Annotated in this window: 22 protein-coding genes; 13 read left to right on the top strand and 9 right to left on the bottom strand. The window is 65.4% G+C overall.

The genetic code is table 11. The features are described 5' to 3' along the window. Nucleotides 1-37: 37 nt before the first annotated feature. From H9X91_RS07195 to H9X91_RS07180, 4 genes are all read left to right on the top strand, one after another. Nucleotides 38-676 carry a CatA-like O-acetyltransferase gene (locus H9X91_RS07195; RefSeq protein WP_204803899.1) on the top strand — a complete coding sequence of 213 codons (639 nt, stop codon included), beginning with the start codon at nucleotides 38-40 and terminating at the stop codon, nucleotides 674-676. A 191-nt stretch (nucleotides 677-867) separates the two neighbouring features. After that, entirely contained in the window at nucleotides 868-1,239 is a 372-nt protein-coding gene (locus H9X91_RS07190) for a GntR family transcriptional regulator (protein WP_204803898.1), read from the top strand. Further along, on the top strand, nucleotides 1,229-2,083 hold the full coding sequence (locus H9X91_RS07185; protein ID WP_204803897.1) for an ATP-binding cassette domain-containing protein: 855 nt from the start codon (nucleotides 1,229-1,231) through the stop codon (nucleotides 2,081-2,083). Before H9X91_RS07190 ends, H9X91_RS07185 begins: the two co-directional genes overlap by 11 nt. After that, nucleotides 2,080-2,847 carry a hypothetical protein gene (locus H9X91_RS07180; protein WP_204803895.1) on the top strand — a complete coding sequence of 256 codons (768 nt, stop codon included), beginning with the start codon at nucleotides 2,080-2,082 and terminating at the stop codon, nucleotides 2,845-2,847. Before H9X91_RS07185 ends, H9X91_RS07180 begins: the two co-directional genes overlap by 4 nt. Nucleotides 2,848-2,960: 113 nt before the next feature. Here H9X91_RS07180 and H9X91_RS07175 read toward each other — a convergent pair whose 3' ends face one another. From H9X91_RS07175 to H9X91_RS07160, 4 genes are all read right to left on the bottom strand, one after another. After that, on the bottom strand, nucleotides 2,961-4,937 hold the full coding sequence (locus H9X91_RS07175; RefSeq protein WP_204803894.1) for an FtsX-like permease family protein: 1,977 nt from the start codon (nucleotides 4,935-4,937) through the stop codon (nucleotides 2,961-2,963). After that, entirely contained in the window at nucleotides 4,930-5,697 is a 768-nt protein-coding gene (locus H9X91_RS07170; RefSeq protein ID WP_204803893.1) for an ABC transporter ATP-binding protein, read from the bottom strand. The genes H9X91_RS07175 and H9X91_RS07170 overlap by 8 nt, the downstream gene beginning before the upstream one ends. Before the next feature lie 114 nt (nucleotides 5,698-5,811). Next, nucleotides 5,812-6,795 carry a sensor histidine kinase gene (locus H9X91_RS07165; protein WP_204803892.1) on the bottom strand — a complete coding sequence of 328 codons (984 nt, stop codon included), beginning with the start codon at nucleotides 6,793-6,795 and terminating at the stop codon, nucleotides 5,812-5,814. Between the two features lie 3 nt (nucleotides 6,796-6,798). Then, on the bottom strand, nucleotides 6,799-7,473 hold the full coding sequence (locus H9X91_RS07160; RefSeq protein WP_204803891.1) for a response regulator transcription factor: 675 nt from the start codon (nucleotides 7,471-7,473) through the stop codon (nucleotides 6,799-6,801). A 154-nt stretch (nucleotides 7,474-7,627) separates the two neighbouring features. On the opposite strand from H9X91_RS07160, the gene H9X91_RS07155 reads away from it, so the two are divergent. From H9X91_RS07155 to H9X91_RS07135, 5 genes are all read left to right on the top strand, one after another. Further along, nucleotides 7,628-10,300 (top strand): translation factor GTPase family protein, encoded by a 2,673-nt coding sequence (locus H9X91_RS07155; protein ID WP_204803890.1) that lies wholly within the window; start codon nucleotides 7,628-7,630, stop codon nucleotides 10,298-10,300. After that, the gene (locus H9X91_RS07150) at nucleotides 10,297-10,719 is read left to right on the top strand and encodes a signal peptidase II (RefSeq protein ID WP_204803889.1); all 423 of its coding nucleotides are present in this window, start codon (nucleotides 10,297-10,299) and stop codon (nucleotides 10,717-10,719) included. The genes H9X91_RS07155 and H9X91_RS07150 overlap by 4 nt, the downstream gene beginning before the upstream one ends. 455 nt (nucleotides 10,720-11,174) lie before the next feature. Next, nucleotides 11,175-12,356 (top strand): glycosyltransferase family 4 protein, encoded by a 1,182-nt coding sequence (locus tag H9X91_RS07145; RefSeq protein WP_204803887.1) that lies wholly within the window; start codon nucleotides 11,175-11,177, stop codon nucleotides 12,354-12,356. Continuing rightward, nucleotides 12,353-12,949: a TVP38/TMEM64 family protein gene (locus tag H9X91_RS07140; protein WP_204803885.1), complete on the top strand. Its 597-nt coding sequence runs from the start codon at nucleotides 12,353-12,355 to the stop codon at nucleotides 12,947-12,949. The genes H9X91_RS07145 and H9X91_RS07140 overlap by 4 nt, the downstream gene beginning before the upstream one ends. Before the next feature lie 39 nt (nucleotides 12,950-12,988). Beyond that, a complete protein-coding gene (locus tag H9X91_RS07135) occupies nucleotides 12,989-14,035 on the top strand; it encodes a glycosyltransferase family 4 protein (RefSeq protein ID WP_204803883.1) in 1,047 nt (348 codons plus the stop codon). Between the two features lie 167 nt (nucleotides 14,036-14,202). On the opposite strand, the gene pyk is transcribed toward H9X91_RS07135, so the two are convergent. After that, nucleotides 14,203-15,945: a pyruvate kinase gene (gene pyk, locus H9X91_RS07130; protein WP_204803881.1), complete on the bottom strand. Its 1,743-nt coding sequence runs from the start codon at nucleotides 15,943-15,945 to the stop codon at nucleotides 14,203-14,205. Between the two features lie 140 nt (nucleotides 15,946-16,085). Continuing rightward, nucleotides 16,086-16,508 carry an HIT family protein gene (locus tag H9X91_RS07125; protein ID WP_204803879.1) on the bottom strand — a complete coding sequence of 141 codons (423 nt, stop codon included), beginning with the start codon at nucleotides 16,506-16,508 and terminating at the stop codon, nucleotides 16,086-16,088. Nucleotides 16,509-16,660: 152 nt separating this feature from the next. On the opposite strand from H9X91_RS07125, the gene H9X91_RS07120 reads away from it, so the two are divergent. Continuing rightward, nucleotides 16,661-17,593: a sugar phosphate isomerase/epimerase family protein gene (locus H9X91_RS07120; protein WP_204803877.1), complete on the top strand. Its 933-nt coding sequence runs from the start codon at nucleotides 16,661-16,663 to the stop codon at nucleotides 17,591-17,593. Between the two features lie 52 nt (nucleotides 17,594-17,645). Here H9X91_RS07120 and H9X91_RS07115 read toward each other — a convergent pair whose 3' ends face one another. The 3 genes from H9X91_RS07115 to H9X91_RS07105 form a co-directional block, all read right to left on the bottom strand. After that, nucleotides 17,646-17,999: a DUF1294 domain-containing protein gene (locus H9X91_RS07115; protein ID WP_204803875.1), complete on the bottom strand. Its 354-nt coding sequence runs from the start codon at nucleotides 17,997-17,999 to the stop codon at nucleotides 17,646-17,648. A 69-nt stretch (nucleotides 18,000-18,068) separates the two neighbouring features. After that, nucleotides 18,069-18,998: a pseudouridine-5'-phosphate glycosidase gene (locus H9X91_RS07110; RefSeq protein ID WP_204803874.1), complete on the bottom strand. Its 930-nt coding sequence runs from the start codon at nucleotides 18,996-18,998 to the stop codon at nucleotides 18,069-18,071. A 168-nt stretch (nucleotides 18,999-19,166) separates the two neighbouring features. Continuing rightward, the gene (locus H9X91_RS07105; protein ID WP_204803872.1) at nucleotides 19,167-20,252 is read right to left on the bottom strand and encodes a PfkB family carbohydrate kinase; all 1,086 of its coding nucleotides are present in this window, start codon (nucleotides 20,250-20,252) and stop codon (nucleotides 19,167-19,169) included. Nucleotides 20,253-20,431: 179 nt separating this feature from the next. Here H9X91_RS07105 and H9X91_RS07100 point away from each other — a divergent pair, with 179 nt between their 5' ends. From H9X91_RS07100 to H9X91_RS07090, 3 genes are read left to right on the top strand one after another with little or no spacing between them, the layout of a single operon-like run. Continuing rightward, on the top strand, nucleotides 20,432-20,872 hold the full coding sequence (locus H9X91_RS07100) for a LytTR family transcriptional regulator DNA-binding domain-containing protein (RefSeq protein WP_204803870.1): 441 nt from the start codon (nucleotides 20,432-20,434) through the stop codon (nucleotides 20,870-20,872). Continuing rightward, nucleotides 20,869-21,726 carry a DUF3021 family protein gene (locus tag H9X91_RS07095; protein ID WP_204803868.1) on the top strand — a complete coding sequence of 286 codons (858 nt, stop codon included), beginning with the start codon at nucleotides 20,869-20,871 and terminating at the stop codon, nucleotides 21,724-21,726. Before H9X91_RS07100 ends, H9X91_RS07095 begins: the two co-directional genes overlap by 4 nt. Continuing rightward, a complete protein-coding gene (locus H9X91_RS07090) occupies nucleotides 21,713-22,216 on the top strand; it encodes a hypothetical protein (protein ID WP_338111958.1) in 504 nt (167 codons plus the stop codon). The genes H9X91_RS07095 and H9X91_RS07090 overlap by 14 nt, the downstream gene beginning before the upstream one ends. Nucleotides 22,217-22,262: the final 46 nt, after the last annotated feature.

Genomic DNA, 22,262 nt, shown 5'->3' with positions numbered 1-22,262 from the left:
AAAAGCGTCCGTGGATGCGGAGAAAGGAGCAGAGCGCATGGCCTTTACCCCCATTGATGAGAGCACCTGGGAGCGGCGGGAGTACCTGGAGGTCTTCCGCCAGACCGCCATTTATCTGACGGCGGACGTGGACATCACGCCCTTTTATCAGCGTACGAAGGCCCGGGGCGAAAAGCTGTATCCGGCCCTGGTGTGGTGTGTGGCCGCCGTGCTGAATCGTCATGTGCATTTCCGCTACGGCCGGGACCAGGCGGGGCGGATCGGGGTGTGGGATCAGCTCCACCCCTATTACACCGTGCCCCGGCGGGACGCCCCGGACCTGTTTGCCATGAAGGTCACCCGCTTTACACCGGACTATGATGCATTCCTCTCGCAGTTCCGGGAGGACTGCGCCCGGGCGGAGACCTGCGGCCGCCTACTCTGCGATGAGACCCTGCCCCCCAACCTCTGCGGCATCTCCGCCGTGCCGGGGCTGGCCTTCTCCGCCTTCAGCTTCGGCGGGGACCCGAAGCCGGACTTCACGCCCTTTGTGCTGCTGGGCAAAGTCCATCCGCAGGAGGACCGGATGGTGCTGCCGGTGGGCGGGGAGTTTTCCCATGCCGTCAACGACGGCAGCCACATCAGCGGCTTTTTCAAAGAACTGGAGGAGACCGCCGCCGGACTGTTTCCGGATTAAAAGATGAAAAGAGAAAGAGACCGCCCGTGGGGAAGCCGTTTCCCGCGGGCGGTTTTCTGTCCGGAAGGCGGCCTCACAAAAAATTCCATGCCCCCTCTTGACAAGCGGTGCATCCCATGCTATATTAGCCAAACGGTTAGTTACTAGACTAATTAACCAGATAACAAACCGGCAGGAAAGGGGGAACCGCCTTGACGTTGACGGAAGACCGGCCCATCTTCCAGCAGATCGCGGAGCAGCTGGAGGAGGCGATCCTCTCCGGGGCCTATCCGGAGGAGAGCCAGGTGCCGTCCATCACAGAGTATTCGGTGCAGTACCGGATCAACCCCGCCACCGCCCTGAAGGGCATCAACCTGTTGGTGGACGCGGGGCTGCTGTACAAGAAGCGGGGCGTGGGGATGTTTGTGGCCTCCGGCGCCCGGGAGAAGCTCCGCCAGAGCCGGCGGGAGCGGTTTTATCAGGACTATGTCCAGCGGATGGTGCGGGAGGCCCGGAATCTGGGGCTGACGGACCAGGAGCTGCGGACACTTCTGGAAAGGGGAATGGAAGAAGATGGCCATTGAGTTTCAACATATCACCAAGACCTTCGGGGACACCCGTGCCCTGGAGGATGTGTCACTGACCTTTGAGGAGGGGAAGATCTACGGGCTGCTGGGCAACAACGGCGCCGGCAAGTCCACGCTGCTGAACATCCTCACCGGGCGGATGTGCCAGGACGGCGGCACCGTCACCGTGGACGGCGCCCCGGCGGGCAGCGACGCGGCCCTGAGCCGGCTGTTCCTGGTGGGGGAGAAGAACCTGTACCCCGACGACATGAAGGTGAAGCGGGCCCTGGACACGGCGGAGCTGTTCTACCCGGACTTTGACCGGGCCTACGCCGAGAATCTGGCGAAGCAGTTCGAGCTGCCGCTGAACAAGAAGATCAACAGCCTCTCCACCGGCTACGGCTCCATCTTCCGTATTGTTCTGGGCCTCAGCGTCAACACCCCCTACGTGCTGTTCGACGAGCCCGTCCTGGGCCTGGACGCCCAGCACCGGGATCTGTTCTACAAGCTGTTGGTGCGGAAATACGCGGAGAGTCCCTGTACCATGGTGATCTCCACCCACCTGATCGCCGAGGTGGCGGATCTCATTGAGCACACCGTCATCATCCGGAAGGGCCGCATCCTGCAGGACGCCCCCACAGAGGCGCTGACCGCCGCCTGCTGGGCGGTGTCCGGCCCTGCCGGGCTGGTGGACGGCTGGGCCGCCGGCCGGGACGTGTTCGCCTCCTCCGTGCTGGGCGGGCTCAAGACCGTCTGCGTCCGGGGCGAGGGGACCGAGGACCTGCCCGCCGGACTGGAGCGGCGGCGCGTGGGGCTCCAGGAGTACTTTATCAGCCTGATGGAAGAGGAGGACCAGAGATGAACACACGATTCGGCCGGGCCTTCCGGTATGAGATGCAGAACTATTTCCGGGCGGTGGCGGTGCTGTGGCTGGCCATGGCGCTGATCCCGGCGGCCATGATGGCACTGGCCTATTTCCTGGCCGGAGAGACAGCCGCTGAAAGCAGCTTCAACGGCTATTCCATGGCGGTGGGGATGTTCGGGCTGGTTCTGGGCATGGTGGGCCTGCGGGAGAACCAGCGGGTGCTGAACCAGAACGGCGTCTCCCGCCGGTCCGCCTTTCTGGCGGACGTGGCGGCCCTGGCGGTGGCGGCACTGCTGGTGGCTGTGGGCGTGTCCGTGATCATGGGCATCTATCGGGCGGTTCTGGGCAGCGGGAGCCACCTGCTGATCACAGATCTGTACCAGCTGATCTACGAGCCGGCGCCCGCCGGAAACGGTGTGGGGGCGCTGGCCCGGGGAGCGGTCCTCTCCACGGTGGTGGGTTGGATGCTGGCGGCTTTGGGGCAGTTCTGCTCCGCCCTGTACTGGCGGCTGAGCAAGTTCTGGACCATCCTGATCTCCGTGGCCGTGCCCCTGGCGCTGATCTTCGGCAGTGCGCCGCTGCTCACCTGGCTGGACACCACCTCCGCCGGACGGGCGGCGGTGGAGGCCCTGGCGGCCTTCGGGCGGTTCCTGGCCGCCTCCCCCTGGAACGCGGCGGCGGTGCTGCTGGCCATGGGCGCAGCGTTCTTCGCCGTCACGTGGCTGCTGCTGCGCCGGGCCATGATCCGGCCCGCAAAGTAAATGAGGAATGAGGAGTTAGGAATGAGGAATTTGGCCCCATGGTCAGCTCCCCAATCCTGAGAAAGCGGAAGCGGCATCGCCGCTTCCGCTTTTCAATTCCTCATTTCTAACTCCTAATTCCTAATTCCCACGATGCGGCTGTAGGTCCGGGTGGTGAGGCCGTAGACCAGGGCATAGATGGCGCAGAACACCAGCAGCGTCCCGGCGGCGCAGAGGGCGAAGAGCCGGACATCAAAGAGGTTGAACAGCTCCAGCAGCTTGCACAGCATGGGGAAGGCCGCCGCCACATGGATGCCTGCCGTCACCAGGGGCAGGAAGAACACCAGCAGCACCTGAGAGCGGATGGAGGAGCGGACCTCCCGGGGGCTCATGCCCACCTGCTGCATGATCTGGTACCGGCGCTGGTCCTCGTACCCCTCGGAGATCTGCTTGTAGTAGATGATGAGCACCGTGGACAGCAGGAACAGCAGCCCCAGGAAGACACCCAGGAACAGGAAGCCGCCGTACATGGTGTACAGGTCCAGAGCATTGTCCTGGCGGCTGATGACGGAGTAGACGCCGTTCACGTCCGCCGCCAGCAGAGGGTCCACAAAGGCCTGCTTTTCCGCCTCCGTGCCGTCCAGGTCCATCTGAACATGGAATTCCCGTTTGTCGCTGGTATCCCGGACATTGACGGCGGACGCCACCGTCTCATTCGCCACCACCAGAGACAGCTGGGCTGTCTGGCCGGAAATGAAGACGGTGTCATTGTACCGGGGGAAGTCCGTGATGGTCCCGGCCACGTGAAAAGGGAGGTCCTCCACATAGAAGGTCTCCGGCAAGGCGAGGTTCTCCGCCTGGATCAGCACCTCATCCGGTGCCAGGTCCACCGTGTGGCCGGTGAGGCGGCCGTAATCGTCGGCGGTGAGCACCCGGATCTGAGTGCTCACTCCATCCTGTGTCAAAAGCGTAAAGGTGTTGCCGGTGTACCAGCCCACCGTGTCCAGCAGGGTGGACCACTGGAGCAGCTCCACTTTCCGGCCCGCATCCGCCGCAGCGGTCTGGACCCGCTCCAGGGTGTCCGCCGTCGCAGACTCCGCCTCCTCCGGCGGCACGCCGTCCAGGGGCTGGATCACGTCCACGTCATAGGGGAACATCCGGTCCAGGCTCCCCTCCAGCCCGGCGTACAGGCTGACGGTGGTGGACACCGTCACCAGCACCATGGTGGAGAGGATGCAGATGTTGGCCAGGCCTACGGCGTTCTGCTTCATCCGGTACAGCAGGCCCGCCACGGCGGTGAAGTGTTTGGGCTGGTAGTAGTACCGGGGGCTGTTCCGCAGGTGCTTCAAAAGGGCGATGGACCCGGCGGTGAACAGGCAGTAGGTGCCGATCATCACCAGCACCACCGCCAGGAAGAAGTAGGCCAGGGCGGTGAAGGGGTCCGCCACCGTCAGGGCGGTGGCGTAGCCGGCCCCCAGAGTGACGGCACCCAGCACCACCAGGAGCCGCTTTGTCCTGGGCTCCCGCTCCCCGGCGCTGGCGCTGTGGAGCAGCTCCACGGGTTTGGACCGCAGGAGCCCCGCCAGATTCCACACCAGCGTCAGCAGGAAGAGGATGCCGAAGAGGGCAGCGGTGTTGGCCATGCCGGGCAGGCTGATCTCAAACCCGTACTGGACCGGCAGGCGGGAGACCTGCAGCAGCAGGAGCAGCACCAGCTTGCTCAGCAGCACCCCCGCCGCAAGGCCCCCCAGGATGGCCGCGGCGGCGCAGTAGACGGTCTCCCACACCATCAGATGGGCGATGTGGCGCTTCTCCAGCCCCAGGATGTTGTAGAGCCCCAGCTCCCGCCGGCGGCGCTTCATCACAAAGCTGTTGGCGTACAGCAGCAGAACGGCGGCGAACAGCGCCACCACCAGGGCGCCTAGATACATCAGGCTCTGGAGATACCCGGCTCCCCGGACAGAGGCCACGATGTCGCTGCGGGTCAGGTAGGAGAGGATGTAATACATGGCGGCGGTCATGCCGCAGGAGAGGAGATAGGGTCCGTAGAACCGGCCGTTGCGCACCAGGTTCACCAGGGCCAGCCGGGGGAAAAAGCCGGACTTACGCATGGCCCTCACCGCCTCCCGCCAAAACCGTCAGGGTGTCGGAGATCCTGCGGAACTGGGCCTCCTGGCTCTCGCCGCCCCGGTAGAGCTGGTGGTACACCTGCCCGTCCCGCAGGAACAGCACCCGCCCGGCGTGGCTGGCCGCCTTCACCGAGTGGGTGACCATCAGAATGGTCTGCCCGGCGCCGTTCAGCTCCCCGAACAGCTCCAGCAGCGCGTCGGAGGACCGGGAGTCCAGGGCGCCGGTGGGCTCGTCCGCCAGGATCAGCTGGGGGTCCGTGATGAGGGCCCGGGCCACCGCCGCCCGCTGCTTCTGGCCGCCGGAGACCTCGTAGGGATATTTCGTCAGGATGTCCAAGATGCCCAGCTGGTCCGCGATGGGGCGGAGCTTTTTGCGCATCTCCTGGTAGTCCGTCCCCGCCAGCACCAGGGGCAGATAGATGTTGTCCTGGAGGGAGAAGGTGTCCAGCAGGTTGAAGTCCTGGAACACGAACCCCAGGTGGGACCGGCGGAAGGCCGCCAGGTCCCGCTCCCGGATGGCGGAGAGGGGCTTGCCCGCAAGCAGCACCTCCCCGGCGGTGGGGCGGTCCAGAGCCGCCAGGATGTTCAGCAGGGTGGTCTTGCCGGAGCCGGACTCCCCCATGATGGCCACATACTCCCCCGCCTCCACGGAGAAGCTGACGTTGGACAGGGCCTGGACCTGATTTCCGCCGAAGCGGGTGGTGTAGATCTTCTGGATATGCTGTACTTCCAGTAAGGGCATAGAGATACCTCCTAGCATCGGGATCTTGCCTCTATTGTAGCCGAGGGGCCGGACTGTCTGCCATCGTTCTGGCTTACAGTCCGGCCCGATTCCTTACACTTTTGTCACATGGGGTCACTCCACCACCCGGTTTCCCCGGGAGAGGTCCAGCCGCACCAGCGTTCCCTGCCCGGGGCGGGAGACGATGGAGATGCTGTGGTTCAGCCGGTCCATCACCCGGCGGCACAGGTACAGCCCGATGCCGGTGGACTTCCTGTCCTCCCGGCCGTTGTAGCCGGTGAAGCCCTTCTCGAACACCCGGGGCAGGTCCTCCTCCCGGATGCCGATGCCGCTGTCGGCGATGACCACCGTCTCCCCGTCACCGCAGATGCGGATGCGCCCTCCGGCGGGGGTGTACTTTAACGCATTGGACAGCACCTGCTCCACCACGAAGGAGAGCCACTTCTCGTCCGTCAGCACCGTCCGGCCCGTCTCCCGGAGGTCCAGGGCGATCTTCTTCAGAATGAACATCCGGGCGAACTTCCGCACCGCCTGCCGCAGCAGGCCGTCCAGGTCCGTGTCCTGGAGGACGTAGTCCGTGCTCTCACTGTCCAGCCGCAGGTAGCCCAGCACCATCTCCACATACTGCTCGATCTTCAGGAGCTCCACCTCCACCTCTCCGCTGACGGCACCGGGGTCCTCCTGCAGAAGCAGCCGGGCCGCGGCGATGGGGGTCTTGATCTGGTGGGCCCAGAGGGTGTAGTAATCCGTCATGTCCTCCAGCCGGTCCCGGTTCTCCGCCGCAAGGCGCACCCGGTCGGCGCAGACGGCCCGGAGCAATGCCTGGTAGTCCGCCTCCAGTACGCCCCGGGGCGGCGGCAGGGGCAGCACGGACTCATGGACCTTCCGCAGAAGGCCCTCCAGCTCCCGGTGCCGCCGGAGAAAGGCGGAGTATCCCAGGGCGAACAGGATCAGCCCCAGCACCAGGCAGAGCAGGCCCGCGTAGGCCACCGCCTCCACCGGCAGGTCGTACAGGGCGAACACGGCAGCGAACACCGCCACCGCCCCAGCCAGCAGCAACAGCAGCTTCCACTGGCGCTTGAGATAGGCTGTCAGCATTTGTCACCCCTCCACCAGATACCCGGCGCCCTTCCGGGTGCGGATGAAGTCCGGGAGGCCCGCTGCCTCCAGCTTCCGCCGCAGCCGGGCGATGTTCACCGTCAGGGTGTTCTCGTCCACAAAGCTGTCGGACTCCCACAGCCGGGTCATCAGGGCCTCCCGGCTGACGATCTCCCCCTTGTGCTCCAGGAGAAGCTGGAGGATGCGGCACTCGTTCCGCGTCAGCTCCACCCGCTGGCCGCGGGCGTCCAGCGTCCCGTCGGACACGTTCAGCACCGCGCCGCCGCAGGAGAGCAGGTGGGACGGCGGGCCGAAGTCATAGGCCCGCCGCAGCAGCGCCTGGACCTTGGCGGAGAGGACCTGCAGATCGAAGGGCTTTGCCAGCAGGTCGTCCCCGCCCAGCTGCATGGCCATCACCACGTTCACGTTGTCCGAGGCGGAGGTGAGGAACAGGATGGGCACCTGGGAGACCCGACGGATCTCCTGGCACCAGTGGTAGCCGTTGAAGAAGGGGAGGGAGATGTCCAGCAGCACCAGGTGGGGGTCAAAGGCGGCGAACTCCGACAAGACGTCGTCGAACCGCTCCGCGCAGCGGACGGTGTATCCCCAGCCGGTCAGATGGCGGCGGATGACCCCGGCGATGGTCCCGTCGTCCTCCACGATGAAAATGCGGTACATGGCGCGCCTCCCGTTTCTGTGGAATGTTCCCGGCCATTGTACCACGGTCCGGTCCGTTCCGCAAGAAAGGACCGCCTGCCGCCGGGACATCTTGCGCCCTGGGCCGGGAGATGATAGAATACCTCTGGATCAACACAAGAGATGGAGTGGAGACATGAAGAAGCTGGTCGTTGGAATCTTAGCCCACGTGGACGCGGGGAAGACCACCCTGTCCGAGGCGCTGCTGTACCGGAGCGGGGCCCTGCGGAAGCTGGGCCGGGTGGACCACCAGGACGCCTTTCTGGACACGGATGCCATGGAGCGGGAGCGGGGCATCACCATCTTCTCCAAGCAGGCGGTGTTTTCCTTAAAAGATACAGAGGTCACCCTGCTGGATACCCCGGGCCACGTGGACTTCTCCGCCGAGGCGGAGCGGACCCTCCAGGTGCTGGACTGCGCCATTCTGGTGATCAGCGGCACCGACGGTGTCCAGGCCCACACCCGCACCCTCTGGCACCTGCTGGAGCGGTACCACGTCCCCACGTTTCTCTTCATCAATAAAATGGACCTGGCGGGGGCGGACCGCTCCGCCGTGCTGGAACAGCTGAAACACCATCTGGGCGGCGGCTGCGTGGACTTCGGCGGGGCCCGGGACGAGACCTTCCGGGAGGAGGCCGCCGTCTGCGACGAGGCGGTGCTGGAGCGGTATCTGGAGACCGGAGGGCTGACGGACGATGACCTGCGGCAGATGATTGGGAAGCGGAAGCTGTTCCCCTGCTGGTTCGGCTCCGCACTGAAGCTGGAGGGGGTCACGGAATTTCTGGAGGGGCTGGAGCAGTATGCCCCCGTCCCGGCCTATCCGGCGGAGTTCGGCGCCCGGATCTTCAAGATCGCCCGGGACAGCCAGGGCGCCCGCCTTACCTATTTAAAAGTCACCGGCGGCACCCTGCGGGTGAAGAGCCTGCTGACCAACCGCCGTCCCGGCCTGCCGGATGAGCAGGTGTGGGAGGAGAAGGCGGACCAGCTCCGCATCTACTCCGGCGCCAAGTTCCGCACCGTGGAGGAGGCCCCGGCGGGGACGGTGTGCGCCGTGACGGGCCTCTCCCGCAGCCGGGCGGGGGAGGGCCTGGGCATCGAGACCGGCTGGACCGCCCCGGCCCTGGAGCCGGTGCTGACCTACCAGGTGCTGCTGCCGGAGGGGGTGGACCCCCACACGGCCCTGGAGAAATTCCGCCAGCTGGAAGAGGAGGACCCCCAGCTCCACATCGCCTGGAACGAGCAGGCCCGGCAGATCCACGTCCAGCTGATGGGGGAGATCCAGCTGGAGATCTTGCAGCGGATGCTCCGGGAGCGGTTCGGCCTGGAGGTGGCCTTCGGCCCCGGCGCCATCTGCTACCGGGAGACCATCGCCGCCCCGGTGGAGGGCATCGGCCACTTTGAGCCCCTGCGGCACTATGCGGAGGTCCACCTGCTGCTGGAGCCGGGAGAGCGGGGCAGCGGCCTGGTGTTCGGCTCCGCCTGCCCGGAGGACCAGCTGGAGGGCCGCTGGCAGCGGCTGGTGCTGACCCATCTGGCGGAGAAGGAGCACCTGGGGGTGCTGACCGGCTCCCCCATCACGGACATGAAGATCACCCTGGTGGCGGGCCGGGCCCACGTGAAGCACACGGAGGGCGGCGACTTCCGCCAGGCCACCTATCGGGCGGTGCGCCAGGGGCTGATGGAGGCGGAGAGCATCCTGCTGGAGCCCTGGTACGACTTCCGGCTGGAGCTGCCCGCGCCCCAGGTGGGCCGGGCCATGACGGATCTCCAGCAGATGAACGCCCGGCTGAACCCGCCGGAGACGGTGGGGGAGGAGGCGGTACTCACCGGTGCCGTGGCGGTGTCCGCCCTGGGGGACTACGCCCGGGAGGTGGCCGCCTACACCCAGGGCCGGGGGCGGCTCAGCTGTTCTCTCCGAGGCTACGAGCCCTGCCCGGACCAGGAGGCCGTGCTGGCAGGCATCGACTACGACCCGCTGGCGGATCTGGACAACTCCCCGGAATCCGTGTTCTGCAGCCACGGCGCCGGCGTCATCGTCCCCTGGGACGAGGTGCCCGCCCGGGCCCACGTGTCCAGCGGCCTGCGCCTGGGCGCGGAGGAGGAAGCGGAGACCGGCGGCCCGGACGCCCGGCGTTCCACCGCCTACGCCGGGACCATCGAACAGGACAAGGAGCTCCAGGCCATCTTCGAGCGGACCTACGGCCCTGTGAAGCGGCGTGCCTTTCTCCCGCCCAAGGAGCCCCGGCGGCCCGCCCCGGCGGAGACAGAGCAGGAGAAGCGGGCCATCCGGGAGCAGTTCTCAGGCCCGGAGTACCTGCTGGTGGACGGCTACAACATCATCTTCGCCTGGGACGAGCTGAAGGCCATCGCCCGGGACAACCTGGACGCCGCCCGGAAGCAGCTGTGCGACATCCTCAGCAACTACCGGGGCTTCCGGAAGTGTGAGGTCATCGCGGTGTTTGACGCCTACAAGGTGAAGGGCGGCCAGGGCAGCGTGGAGAAGTACCACGACATCCATGTGGTCTACACCAAGGAGGCGGAGACGGCGGACGCCTATATCGAGCGGGCCACCTACGAGATCGGCCGCCACCACCGGGTGCGGGTGGCCACCTCCGACGGCCCCGAACAGCTGATTATTTTAGGCCACGGGGCCCTGCGCCTCTCCGCCAGCGCCTTCCGGCAGGAGGTGGAGCAGGTGGAGGGCCAGATCGCCGATATCCTGGCAGCCAACAACCGCCTTTCCAAAACAGGCAACGTCCGCTCTGCCCTGGAGCGGGCCCGGGAACAGACAAAGGAGGAGCACACATGATCGGGACCGTCTGCATCGCGGCGGCAGTTTTGGGCCTCTGCGCCCAGGTCCGCCGCAGCCTGGAGCGGAACAGGCTGTTCCGCCGGGATCTGGCCGGCGGCCGGGTGCGGATCGCGCCCCGGTACAACCAGGGGGCCGGCTTTGAAGCCCTTCCGCTGAGCGCCCGGCAGATGGCACCTCTGTCGCTGGCGGCGCTGTGGGCGCTGCTGTGCAGATGGGGCTTCAGGGGCGTGGGGGCCGGGCTGCTGCTGGGCGGCGGCCTCAGCAATCTGTGGGAGCGCCTGCGCCACGGCCGGGTGCTGGACTATCTGCGTGTTCCAAAGGCCCCCGGCATGCTGAAACGATACACATACAACCTGGCTGACCTGGCCATTTTCCTGGGCGCGGCACTGCTGGTGCTGCGCCGCCGGAGACGATAACGAAAGCCGCCCTGCGCAGGATCGTGCGGGGCGGCTCTCTTCATAAAATTTTAAGGAATTTCCCCGTTTTTTCGCAAGGATAGGGAGATTTATACTGGCCGTAAAGAAATTGTCAAAGATTGTAACTGTTTTGTAAATTGACAACGGCGCGATTTCTGTATATATTAACTGTATTAGTACGGACAGTACAGTTTAATAAAAATTTATTATTTTTCCCATTGACAAATTGCGATATTGTGTTATTGTATTATTCAAGTAATACAATAAGGCCTGTAACGAACAGGCACCGCTCCCGTCCTATCTGCGGAGGGGAGTTTTACAGAGATTTGACGGAAGGCACATGGAGCGTTGATCTGCCTGCGCTATCCTGAGAACACAGAAATAAATTCCGAATGTTTGAAGCGAACGCCATGGCTGCGTCGTATAAAAGACAAGACCAAAGAAGGGAGCCTGTCATGAAGATCCTGATCACCACAGACTGGTACACGCCGGCGGTAAACGGTGTGGTCACCTCTGTCAAAAACCTGCAGCGGGAATTGGAGCGCCGGGGCCATGAGGTCCGGATCCTGACGCTGTCGCAGACGCTCCACTCCTGGTCCCGGGACGGCGTCACGGCCATCGGCTCCATCAATGCCGGGCGGATCTACCCCGGCGCCCGTCTCCGCACGGCCCTTGCGGGCCGCTGGGTGCGGGAGCTGGTGGACTGGCAGCCGGATATCATCCACTCCCAGTGCGAGTTCAGCACGTTTTTCCTGGCCCGCCGCATCGCGGAGGAGCTGGATATCCCGCTGGTCCACACCTACCATACGGTATATGAGGACTACACCCACTATTTCTCCCCCAGCATCCGGATGGGCCGGTGCGCGGTGGCGGCGTTCTCCCGCTGGGTGGCCGCCCAGACGGACTGCATGATCGCCCCCACCGGCAAGGTGCGCCGGCTGCTGCAGGGCTACGGGGTCCGGTGCCCGGTGGTCGTGGTGCCCACGGGCATCGATCTGCGGCGCTTCCAGCAGACAGACGACCCCATGCGCCGGGCGGTGCTGCGGGCCAGTCTGGGCATCCCGGCGGAAAACACGGTGCTGGTGTGCGTGGGGCGCCTGGCGGAGGAGAAGAACATCCAGGAGCTGCTGAAGCTCCGGGCCTCTCTGGGCAGCCGTCCGGTGACGCTGCTGCTGGTGGGGGACGGCCCCGACCGGGCACGGCTGGAGCGGGTGGCCCATGACCTGCGGCTGGAGGCCCCGGCGGTGATCTTTGCCGGCATGGTGGCACCGGAGGAGGTGCCGGACTGGTACCGGCTGGGGGATCTGTTCGTCAGCGCCTCCTCCAGCGAGACCCAGGGCCTGACCTACATCGAGGCGCTGGCCGCCGGCGTGCCTGCCCTCTGCCGGGCGGACCCCTGCCTGGAGGGGGTCATTCAGGACGGAGAAAACGGCTGGCAGTATCACAGCACGCAGGAGTTCCGGCAGCGGCTGGAGGCGTTCCTGGCCCGGCCGGAGACCCATGAGGCCCTCCGCCGCCGGGCGGCGGAGAGCGCGGAGCAGTTCTCCGCCCAGCGATTCGCCCAGCGGGTGGAGCGCATCTATCAGACACAGCTGGCCCGGCGGCCGGCATGTCACGTACAGGGGGTGACCGCATGAGCAGAAGCATTGAAAAGACCGCGCTGCAGGCAGCCTCGCTCTGCGGGCTGTTCCTGTGCATCCTGGCCGGCGTCTGGGCATGGCAGGCGGGGCTGCTGACCTCGCAGGAGCGCCTGCAGGCCTTTGTGGCCAGCTGCGGCGCCGCCGGGGGACTGCTGTTCGTGGCGTTCCAGGTGGTGCAGGTGGTGGTGCCGGTGCTGCCCGGCGGTCTGGGCTGCCTGGTGGGCGTGGTGCTGTTCGGCCCGGTGATGGGCTTTGTCTACAACTATGTGGGCATCTGCATCGGCTCACTGCTGGCCTTTGCCGTGGCACGCAACTGCGGCCGGCCGCTGCTGAGCCTGCTGTTTTCGGAAAAGCTCATCGCCAAGTACAGCGACTGGACGGAGCAGAACAACCGGTTTGCGCGGCTGTTCGCCCTGGCGATCTTCTTCCCGGTGGCGCCGGATGACTTCCTGTGCTATCTGGCGGGCACCACATCCATGACCTGGCGGCGGTTCACCGCCATCATCCTGCTGGGCAAGCCTCTTTCCATCGCCCTGTACAGCCTGGGGCTGACGGTGCTGTTCCAGCAGATCACAGGCTGGCTGCGGTAAAAACATCCGCCGGAAGGCGGAGCGATAAAGGAGAGACTCATGCGCGTTTTCATCTATGGCGGCGGCCTGCGCCTGGTGGGCAAAAGCGGTGTGGGACAGGCCATCTTCCACCAGCGGGAGATGCTGCGCCGGGCCCGGATCGAGACCACCCACCACTGGCTCCAGAAAGCGGGGGCCGTCCATATCAACACCGTGCTGCCGGACTCGGTGCTGGCGGCACTGGCGGCCAAGCTCCTGGGGCGGAAGGTGGTCTATTACGGCCATTCCACCATGGAGGATTTCCGGGGCTCCTTCCGGGGGTCGGACAAGCTGGCGCCCCTGTTCCGGCGGTGGATCACCTTCTGCTACGGCCTGGGAGACGTGGTGCTGACGCCCACGGATTACTCCCGCCGTCTGCTGGAGGGCTACGGCCTGAAACCCCCGGTGTACAGCATCTCCAACGGTGTGGACACGGACTTCTTTGCCCCGGACCCGTCCCGGCGGGCGAGCTTCCGCCGCCGGTGGGGCCTCCAAGAAGGGGAGCGGGCCGTCATCTCTGTGGGCCACACCATTGCCCGGAAGGGGCTGCCGGAGTTTTTGGACCTGGCGGCGCAGATGCCGGACGTCCGCTTCCTCTGGTTCGGCTGGACCGATCCCTGCCTGATCCCGGCGGAGGTCCGGGAGGCCATGGAGCAGGCGCCGGAGAACGTGACCTTTGCCGGCTTTGTGGACCGGGAGACCCTGCGGGAGGCATACTGCGGCGCGGATGCCTTTGCCTTCATGAGCCATGAAGAGACGGAGGGGATCGTGGTGCTGGAGGCCCTGGCCTGCGGCATCCCAACGGTGGTGCGGGACATCCCGGTGTATGCCGGCTGGCTGCGGGACGGCAAAAACGTCTACAAGGCGGACAACACCGCCGCCTTCCGGCAGCGGGTGACGGGCCTGCTGGACGGGACCCTGCCGGATCTGACGGAAGCAGGCCGCCGGGTGGCGGAGGAGCGGAGCATGGCCGCTATGGGCGAGCAGCTCCGGGAGGTCTACCGGCGGATGGAGATCCTGCCGGAGGCGCAGCCGGCGGCGGTGCGGCAGCATCACGTCCGGGCCTGAGACGGTCCGTCCGGGTACATCTGCATGTGAAAATCCTTGTATTCCCACGGGAGGACTTATTTCTTCCGTGGGAGATCCTGTGGTCATTCCAGATCCCGTCGAAGGGCGGCAAAAAGCCGTCCCGGCGCTTCAGGCGCCGGGACGGCTCTCTTTCTGTCGTGCAGGGATCACTGGGGCAGCGTCTGGACCACGCCCCGGGCGCAGTCCACGGACACCATGGTGCCGTCCGTCAGACGCTGGGTGGCGCCCACGGCGCCCACGATCACCGGGATGTCCAGAGTCAGTCCCACCGTGGCGGTGTGGCTGTCGGCGCTGGCCTCCTCGCTGATGACGGCGGCGGCCTGCCGGATGTAGGGCAGCAGGTCGTTGGTGGTGTAAGGCACCACCAGCACGTCGCCGGGGCGGAACTTTTCGGCCACCTCTTCCGGCACCCGGCACACGCACAGGGGACCGGAGGCTTTCCGGTCGCCCACGCCCACGGCGTTGAGCAGCGCGCCGCCCACCTGCTGGACACGGATCATATTGGTGGTCCCGGAGACGCCCACCGGAACACCGGCGGTGACAACCACCAGGTCGCCCTGAGAAACCAGTCCGGAGGCCTCCGCCGCCTGGACGGCAAAGTCCACCAGCTCATCGGTGCTGCTGGCATAGGGCATGGTGATGGGCTCCACGCCCCAGTAAAGGGCCATCTGCCGCTGGACCTGGGGATTCAGCAGCAGCGCCACCACCATGGTGCTGGGCCGGAAGCTGCTGACCATCTGGGCTGTGATGCCCCGCTGGCTGACGGTGAGGATGGCGTCCGCCCCGATGTCCAGCGCCGTGGTGCAGGCGGCGTGGGCCGTGGCGGCGGTGATGGAGAGCTTGGCCCGGCCGCTTTTGCGGACAGGCTTGTTGAAGTCGATGTTGGCCTCGGTCCGCCGGGCGATGGCGTCCATGGTGTGAACGGCTTCCACCGGGTATTTTCCGGCGGCGGTCTCACCCGAGAGCATGATGGCAGAGGTGCCGTCGTAGATGGCGTTGGCCACGTCGGTGATCTCTGCCCGGGTGGGGCGGGGATTTTCCATCATGGAGTCCAGCATCTGCGTGGCGGTGATGACCGGCTTGCCGCAGGCCACGCACTGGGCGATCATGTTTTTCTGGATGATGGGGATCTCCGTGAAGTCGATCTCCACGCCCATGTCGCCCCGGGCCACCATGATGCCGTCCGCCACGGACAGGATGTCCGGCAGGTTGTTGACGCCCTCCTGGTTTTCGATTTTGGCGATGATCTTGATGGCGGAGCCGGCCTCGTCCAGCAGCCGGCGGATCTCCCGCACGTCGGCGGCGGTGCGGACGAAGCTGGCGGCGATGAAGTCGAAGCCCTGCTCCACGCCGAAAAGGATGTCGTCCCGGTCCCGCTGGCTCATATAGGGCATGGACAGCCGGACGCCCGGCACGTTGACGCCCTTGTTGTTCTTCATGGTGCCGCTGTTCTCCACCCGGCAGCGGATCTCGGTGTCGGTGGTCTCCAGCACCGTCAGGCGCACCAGACCGTCGTCCAGCAGGATGGTGCCGCCGGCCTTCACGTCTCCCGGCAGGTCCGCGTAGGTGACGGAGCAGATGGTGTCATCCCCGGTCACGTCCCGGGTGGTCAGGGTGAACTCCCGGCCGGCCTTCAGCTCCACGGTCCCGCCGGCGAAGGACTTCAGCCGGACCTCCGGTCCCTTGGTGTCCAGCATGGCGGCCACAGGGAGATCCAGCTCCTGCCGCAGGGCCTTCAGGGCGTCCAGGCGGCGCTTGTGTTCTTCATGGCTGCCGTGGGAAAAGTTGAACCGGGCCACGTTCATGCCCGCTTCCAGCATCTGCCGCAGGATCCCGTCCCCGTCGGTGGCGGGACCCAGCGTGCATACGATCTTGGTCTTTCTGTTCATTGAATGATTCACCTCTCGGTCAAAAGGCATACACGGTCAAACTTCAGAAAACAGTCTATCACAGACCGCATCGGCAAAAAAGCGGAAAGTTGTTAAAAAAATGAGCAGATTCTCCAAAGACGCTTTTCCGCCGAAGAGACTCACATCCCCAGCTTCTCCCGCAGGGCGGCGATCATCTCCTGATATGCCTCCTCGGAGAGGAACACCGGCTCCGGATTCGTGATGGCGAAGGCGCCGCCGAACTCGAACCCGTTTTCGTACTTGGGGACGATGTGGAAGTGCAGGTGGGGATTGGTGTCGCCGAAGGAGCCCAGGTTGATCTTGTCGCAGCCCCACAGCTCCTTCACCGCACCGGAGGCGCGGGCCAGGTCCCGGGCAAAGGCGGACAGCTCTTCCGGCTCACATTCGCACAGCTCCTTCCGGTGGTTCTTCAGCGCCAGCGCGCAGCGGCCCTTGTGGGCCTGGTCCTTGAAGAGATACAGCACGCCGGCCTCCATCTCGCCGACCTTGTACATGATGGCCTCGCGGCCCTCGTGGTGTTCATCGCAGTAAAAGCAACCCATGGCGAAATCTCCTTTTGTCAGAATACGGGAAAAATTTCCCCCTACTACCATACAACCCAAAACCGCCGCCGTCAAGCTCCAGTTCGGGATTGCGCCGAAGGCGGGAATCTGATATCATCAGGCTATACCACCCATGTCAGGAGGACGAGACGATGAAGCTTGGTTTGGTGACCGACTGCCTGGCGGACCGCTCCCTGGAGGAGGCGGCCGCCGTCTGCCGGAGACTGGGGCTGGAGCAGGTGGAGCTGGGCTGCGGCAACTGGTCCCCGGCGCCCCATGTGGATCTGGAGAAGCTGACCGCTGACGCCGGCGCCCGGCACCGGCTGCTGGACACGCTGGCGGAAAACGGCCTGACCGTCTCCGCCCTGAACTGCTCCGGCAATCCCCTGTTTCCGGGAGAGAAGGGAGCCCGGGACCGGGCGGTGGCGGAGGGGACCTTTCTGCTGGCGGAGCAGCTGGGCCTGGACACTGTGGTCATGATGAGCGGCCTGCCCGGCGGCAGCCCGGAGGACCGGACCCCCACGTGGATCGTCACCTCCTGGCCGCCGGAGACGGAGGAGATCCTGCGGTATCAGTGGCAGGCGGCCGTCCCGGTGTGGAAAGACCTGGCCGCCCGGGCCCGGGACCACGGGGTGCGGCACATCGCCCTGGAGTTCCACGGCTGGCAGCTGGTGTACAATGTGGAGACCCTCCGCCGCCTGCAGTGTGAGGCGGGCGGGGACATCCTGGGGGTGAATCTGGACCCCAGCCATCTCTTCTGGATGGGGGCGGACCCCCTGGAGGTGGCCAGGGCCCTGTCGGACTGCATCTACCATGTCCACATCAAGGATGTCCGGCTGGAGAAGGCCGCCGGACAGAACACCCTGCTGGACACCAAGGGCGTGCTGGAATTCGCCTCCCGGTCCTGGAACTTCGTCACCCCCGGCCGGGGCCACGACGCCGCCTGGTGGCGCCGCTTCCTGGAGACTCTGCGGGACTGCGGCTATGACGGCCCCCTCAGCATCGAGCAGGAGGACTACACCATCCCGCTGGAGGAAGCCCTGGATCAGGCTGTGTCCCTGCTGCGGCAGGTGCTGCCCGCCTGAAATGCGCAAAAGCCCCGCCTCTTCTGTGAGGCGGGGCTTTTTGAAAGCGGGATCACCGCAGGAAATTCCAGTACAGGGCGATGGCCGCCGCCAGCAGGAGCTGCACGGCCAGGATCACCGGCACGCCCACCCGGAACACCCGGTGGAGCGTCTTGTGGCGGAAGACCAGCATGCCCAGCAGGGCGCCCACGCTGCCGCCCACCACGGCCAGCAGCAGGAGATTCTTCTCCGGCACCCGCTGGCGGAACCGGGGGTGCTTGGCCAGGAGCTTATCCAAGCCGAAGACCACGAACGTCACGATATTGATGAGTATCAGCCAGCCGGCCAGCAGTCCCCAGGGGGAACCGATGAATGCCCAGACCGTATCGGTTTGTGCCTCCGGCAAATAGAGCGTCTTTTCCTCCATAGTGGACCCTCCTGCAACTGCAAAAAGACTGGCCGGGGAGCTCCCGGCCAGTCCAGTGTAGCAGAAGTTTCAGTTTTTGGCAAGCTTGCTGAGCTCCACAGCGGTGGCAGCGGCCAGCCTGGCGTTGTTGTACACCAGCTGGATGTTGGAGGCCAGGGAGTCGCCGCCGGTGAGATCCTTGATCTTGGCCAGCAGGAAGGGGGTGGTCTCCTTGCCGTGAATGCCCTGGGCGTTGGCCTCTTCCACGGCCTCGTCGATGGCCTTGTTGATGACGTCCGCGTCCATGGAGAATTCCTCCGGGATGGGGTTGGTCACCAGCATGCCGCCGCCCAGGCCCATGTCCTGCTTGACATAGAAGGCGCGGGCCAGCTCCTCCGGGGTGTCGATCTCATAGTCCACGGCAAAGCCGCTCTTGCGGGTGTAGAAGGCGGGCAGCTCACGGGTGCCGTAGCCGATGACGGGCACGCCGTGGGTCTCCAGATACTCCAGGGTCAGCCCCAGGTCCAGGATGGACTTGGCGCCGGCGCAGACCACCATGACGGGGGTGTGGGCCAGCTCCTCCAGGTCGGCGGAGATGTCAAAGGTCTGCTGAGCGCCGCGATGCACACCGCCGATGCCGCCGGTGGCGAACACGGAGATGCCGGCCATGTGGGCGATGATCATGGTGGTGGTGACGGTGGTGGCGCCGTCCTTGCCCTCGGCCACCAGCACCGGCAGGTCCCGGCGGCTGGCCTTGGCCACGGCGGTGCCGGTCTTGCCCAGGTAGTCGATCTCCTCGGGAGAGAGGCCGGCCTTCAGCCGCCCGCCGATAACGGCGATGGTGGCGGGGGTGGCGCCGTGCTCCCGGATGATCTTCTCCACGTTCAGGGCCGTCTCCACGTTCTGGGGATAGGGCATGCCGTGGGAGATGATGGTGGACTCCAGGGCCACCACGGGGCGGCCCTCGTCCAGGGCCTTCTGCACTTCAGGGGCGATGTCGAGATACTTGTTGAGAGACATGATAAAACCTCCAAATTTGAATTAGAAATTAGGAATGAGGAATTAGAAGTTAGGAGTTAGAAACTAGGAGCTAGGAGTTGATGTGTTCCGCCGCAGGCGGAACGATTTCAAATCGTCCGGCTCCGCCGGACACCGAAGCTCTTATCTTCTTATCTCATCACTTCTACCTCATTTTTGTGCCATGCGCTGCCGCAGAGCGCCCTCGCTCATGGCGGGGTTGATGGTCTCCGCCCCCTCCATGGCGATGGCGGAGGCGGCGAGACCCGCCTTTGCCGTGTCCTCCAGATCCGTGCCCTGGAGATAGGCCCAGGTGATGGCCGCCATGAAGGCGTCCCCGCAGCCGGTGGTGTTCACCATCTCCGCCGGCAGGACGGGCAGGTGGATCCGCTCCCCGGACCGGTCGGCGGCGAACACGCCGTCGCCCCCCAGGGAGATGAACACCCGGTGCAGGCCGGTGGCCAGCAGGGCGTCAGCGGCAGCGTTCAAACTGTCCTCGTCGGTGATGGCCACGCCGGACAGCAGCTCCGCCTCGATCCGGTTGGGCTTGAGGGTGTGGAGCTTGCCCAGCACCGGCTGCAGCTTCACCGCCTTGGCGGTGGAGACCGGGTCGGCGAAGATGGGCACGTGGCAGTTCTCCGCCAGATACGCGATGCTCTCCGCCGGGATGTTGGTGTCGATCACCAGCACCTGGCTGCCGGACAGCAGCTTCTGCCGCTGGGACAGCAGCTGGGGCGTCAGGTGGCGGTAGATGTCCATGTCGCTGACCGCCAGCAGCATGTCCCCCTTCTCGTCGTTGATGAAGAGATAGGTGGAGGTGTGTCCCTCCGGGATCACCGGGGACTGGGAGATGTCGATGCCCAGCTCCCCGCAGCTGGCGGCGATCTTCTGGGCATACAGGTCGTCGCCGAAGGCGGTGACCATCCGCACGTCCAGGCCCAGCAGGCTCATGTTGTGGGCGATGTTCCGCCCCACGCCGCCCAGACTCATCCGCACGGCACCGGGATTGGAGTCGTGCCCCACCGGCACCCCCGACGGCCAGCCGCCGATGTCCATGTTGACGCCGCCCACCACCGTCACATAGGGCGCCGTGTGGACGATATACCCCTTGCCGGTGATATACCCCTTTTTCATCAGGTTGGAGATGTGCACCGCCACGGAGGACCGGGTGATGCCGGCCTTTTCCGCCAGCTCCTGCTGGGAGATCAGGGGATTTTCCTCGATCCAGTTCAGGATCTGCCGTTCCCGCTGGGTCATGGCACCGCCTCCTTGTAAGCAAAAATTAAGATAACTAATCTAATGCTTAGTATACGGATGTTTTCCAAAATGTCAAGCCCAAGTTTCGGCCGTCTGTCACCCGCTGGGCGCCAATGATCAGGAAACCCTGGACGGTTCGGCAGAAATCTCCTATACTGGGTCTGAAAGGAGGGGGGGTCGTGAAAGTAAATGTGGTACTGGAGCCGGAACGGACAGATATCCAGGTGACGATCCACGCCCCGGCGGCCACGCCGGAAGTAGAGGCCTTGGCGGCCCGTCTCCTGGTGGAGGGAAACGGGACGGTCCTGGGATTCCGGGGAGCGGAGGCGACACCTCTGAATTTGGCGGACATCCTCCGTTTTTATGGGGAGGACAAGGAGGTTCGAGCCCAGACGGCAGCGGGGCTCTATACTGTCCGGCAGCGGCTGTACGAGTTGGAGGAGCGTCTGGCGGCCTTGCGGTTCGCCCGGATCTCCCACTCGGAGATCGTCAATCTGAGGCAGGTGACGGCGCTGGACCTGACCCTCACTGGTACCATCCGCATCACGCTGTCGGATGGGACTGTGTGCTGGGCCTCCCGCCGGTATGTGAAGCGGATCAAGGAGGTGTTGGGACTGTGAAAAACCGGATGTTCACGCCGCTGAACCGGCAGCGGCTGCTGTGGGCGGCGGTGTGCGGCCTGCTGGCTGTGGTGGCGGTACTGCTGTTTGTGGCCTGGCGCGGCAGCCTGGCGGTGCCGCCGGAGGATCCCCTGCTGGTCCGCCGGGCCGTGCTGGACGCCCTGGCCTGGCCTGTCCCGGCGGTGCTGGCCCTGGAGCTGGCACTGGCCTTTGGCTTCGGGGCCTTGGTTGGCCTGGCAGTGCCGCCCATGGAGGGACCGGGCACTGCGGTGGCGGCCCGGACGGCGGCGCATCTGCTGTGCTCCTCGGCCCTGTTTGCAGGAGTGTGCTGGATATGCGGCCTGCCGCCGGCAAACTGGCAGGGGCTGCTCCTGCTGCTGGGGATCTACTGGCTGATGTACCTGGTGGTCTGGCTGCTGCGGTATCTCCGCTGGCGGGCGGAGCTGGACGCCATCCGCCGGGCGCTGGGGCTGGCCCGCCCGGCCGCCGGAGGTGTCTGGCAGGCACGGCTGTTGAAGCCCTATCTGCTGCTGGCTGGGGCGCTGGAGCTGCTGCTGCCGCTGCTGCTGAGACTGCTAGACCCGCCGGACGTCCCGGGGTTGACGCAGCTGTTCTATCCCTATCTGCTGCTGCCCTTCTTCTGCCTGGCCGTGGGCTGGAGCGCCGGCCGCCGGTTCGGCGTCGCCCTGCTGCTGCCAGTGGCCTGCGGCGTGCTGACGCTGCCCTGCGTGTTCCTGGTTTACAACTACACGGCCCTGTTCCAGGCCGGTGCGGCATTCGTGTTCACCCTGGCGGGAAACCTGCTGGGAGCTCTTGTGAGGCGGGTAAGGAGACACAGCTGTGGAGAAACGTGAAATCCGGCTCTACAACATGATCCTGCCGCTGTGGCTGCTGTGGATCTTTCCCCAGGTGTGGCTCCTCCTTTTGCCAGGCAACCTGTTGATCGACACGGAGGTGCTGCTGTGCGCCCTGCTGGCCCTGGGACGGCGGGACAAGGGGCGGCTGATGAGGTACCTCTGGTGGCGGGTCTGGTGGCGGGGCTTTGCCGCTGACGCCGCCGGAGTGGCCTGGCTGCTTCTGGCGCTGATCCTGTGGGACATGAACATCGGCCGCCGGCGCGCCTTCTGGCAGAAGTGGCTGGAGGGCGTCATGGGGGATCCCTTTTCGCACCCAGTGGCCTTCCTCTGGACCTTGGCGGCCGTGGCCATCGCCGGCGTGTGCATCTACTATTTGGATAAAAAGCCCCTGCGTGCCGCTGGGCTCACAGACCGGGAGGCCCACCGGGCCGCCCTGGCCCTGGCAATCGTCACCGCGCCCTGGACCTTTTTCCTTCCCGCCCGGTGAAAAATTCCCGGTTCCCGGAACCAAACCGCCTCCTTTGCCGACTATA

The organism is Oscillibacter valericigenes (genome assembly GCF_016902445.1).
Taxonomy (GTDB): Bacteria; Bacillota; Clostridia; order Oscillospirales; family Oscillospiraceae; genus Oscillibacter; species Oscillibacter avistercoris.
Note: the sequence above shows the minus strand (reverse complement) of the source record. Positions and strands in the feature narration are given on the sequence as shown.

Bases quoted from the DNA above. Each gene is read 5' to 3' on its own strand.
- H9X91_RS07195 (WP_204803899.1), top strand. From the start codon at position 38: ATGGCCTTTACCCCCATTGATGAGAGCACCTGGGAGCGGCGGGAGTAC.
- H9X91_RS07185 (WP_204803897.1), top strand. From the start codon at position 1,229: ATGGCCATTGAGTTTCAACATATCACCAAGACCTTCGGGGACACCCGT.
- H9X91_RS07180 (WP_204803895.1), top strand. From the start codon at position 2,080: ATGAACACACGATTCGGCCGGGCCTTCCGGTATGAGATGCAGAACTAT.
- H9X91_RS07175 (WP_204803894.1), bottom strand. From the start codon at position 4,937: ATGCGTAAGTCCGGCTTTTTCCCCCGGCTGGCCCTGGTGAACCTGGTG.
- H9X91_RS07170 (WP_204803893.1), bottom strand. From the start codon at position 5,697: ATGCCCTTACTGGAAGTACAGCATATCCAGAAGATCTACACCACCCGC.
- H9X91_RS07165 (WP_204803892.1), bottom strand. From the start codon at position 6,795: ATGCTGACAGCCTATCTCAAGCGCCAGTGGAAGCTGCTGTTGCTGCTG.
- H9X91_RS07160 (WP_204803891.1), bottom strand. From the start codon at position 7,473: ATGTACCGCATTTTCATCGTGGAGGACGACGGGACCATCGCCGGGGTC.
- H9X91_RS07155 (WP_204803890.1), top strand. From the start codon at position 7,628: ATGAAGAAGCTGGTCGTTGGAATCTTAGCCCACGTGGACGCGGGGAAG.
- H9X91_RS07150 (WP_204803889.1), top strand. From the start codon at position 10,297: ATGATCGGGACCGTCTGCATCGCGGCGGCAGTTTTGGGCCTCTGCGCC.
- H9X91_RS07145 (WP_204803887.1), top strand. From the start codon at position 11,175: ATGAAGATCCTGATCACCACAGACTGGTACACGCCGGCGGTAAACGGT.
- H9X91_RS07140 (WP_204803885.1), top strand. From the start codon at position 12,353: ATGAGCAGAAGCATTGAAAAGACCGCGCTGCAGGCAGCCTCGCTCTGC.
- H9X91_RS07135 (WP_204803883.1), top strand. From the start codon at position 12,989: ATGCGCGTTTTCATCTATGGCGGCGGCCTGCGCCTGGTGGGCAAAAGC.
- pyk (WP_204803881.1), bottom strand. From the start codon at position 15,945: ATGAACAGAAAGACCAAGATCGTATGCACGCTGGGTCCCGCCACCGAC.
- H9X91_RS07125 (WP_204803879.1), bottom strand. From the start codon at position 16,508: ATGGGTTGCTTTTACTGCGATGAACACCACGAGGGCCGCGAGGCCATC.
- H9X91_RS07120 (WP_204803877.1), top strand. From the start codon at position 16,661: ATGAAGCTTGGTTTGGTGACCGACTGCCTGGCGGACCGCTCCCTGGAG.
- H9X91_RS07115 (WP_204803875.1), bottom strand. From the start codon at position 17,999: ATGGAGGAAAAGACGCTCTATTTGCCGGAGGCACAAACCGATACGGTC.
- H9X91_RS07110 (WP_204803874.1), bottom strand. From the start codon at position 18,998: ATGTCTCTCAACAAGTATCTCGACATCGCCCCTGAAGTGCAGAAGGCC.
- H9X91_RS07105 (WP_204803872.1), bottom strand. From the start codon at position 20,252: ATGACCCAGCGGGAACGGCAGATCCTGAACTGGATCGAGGAAAATCCC.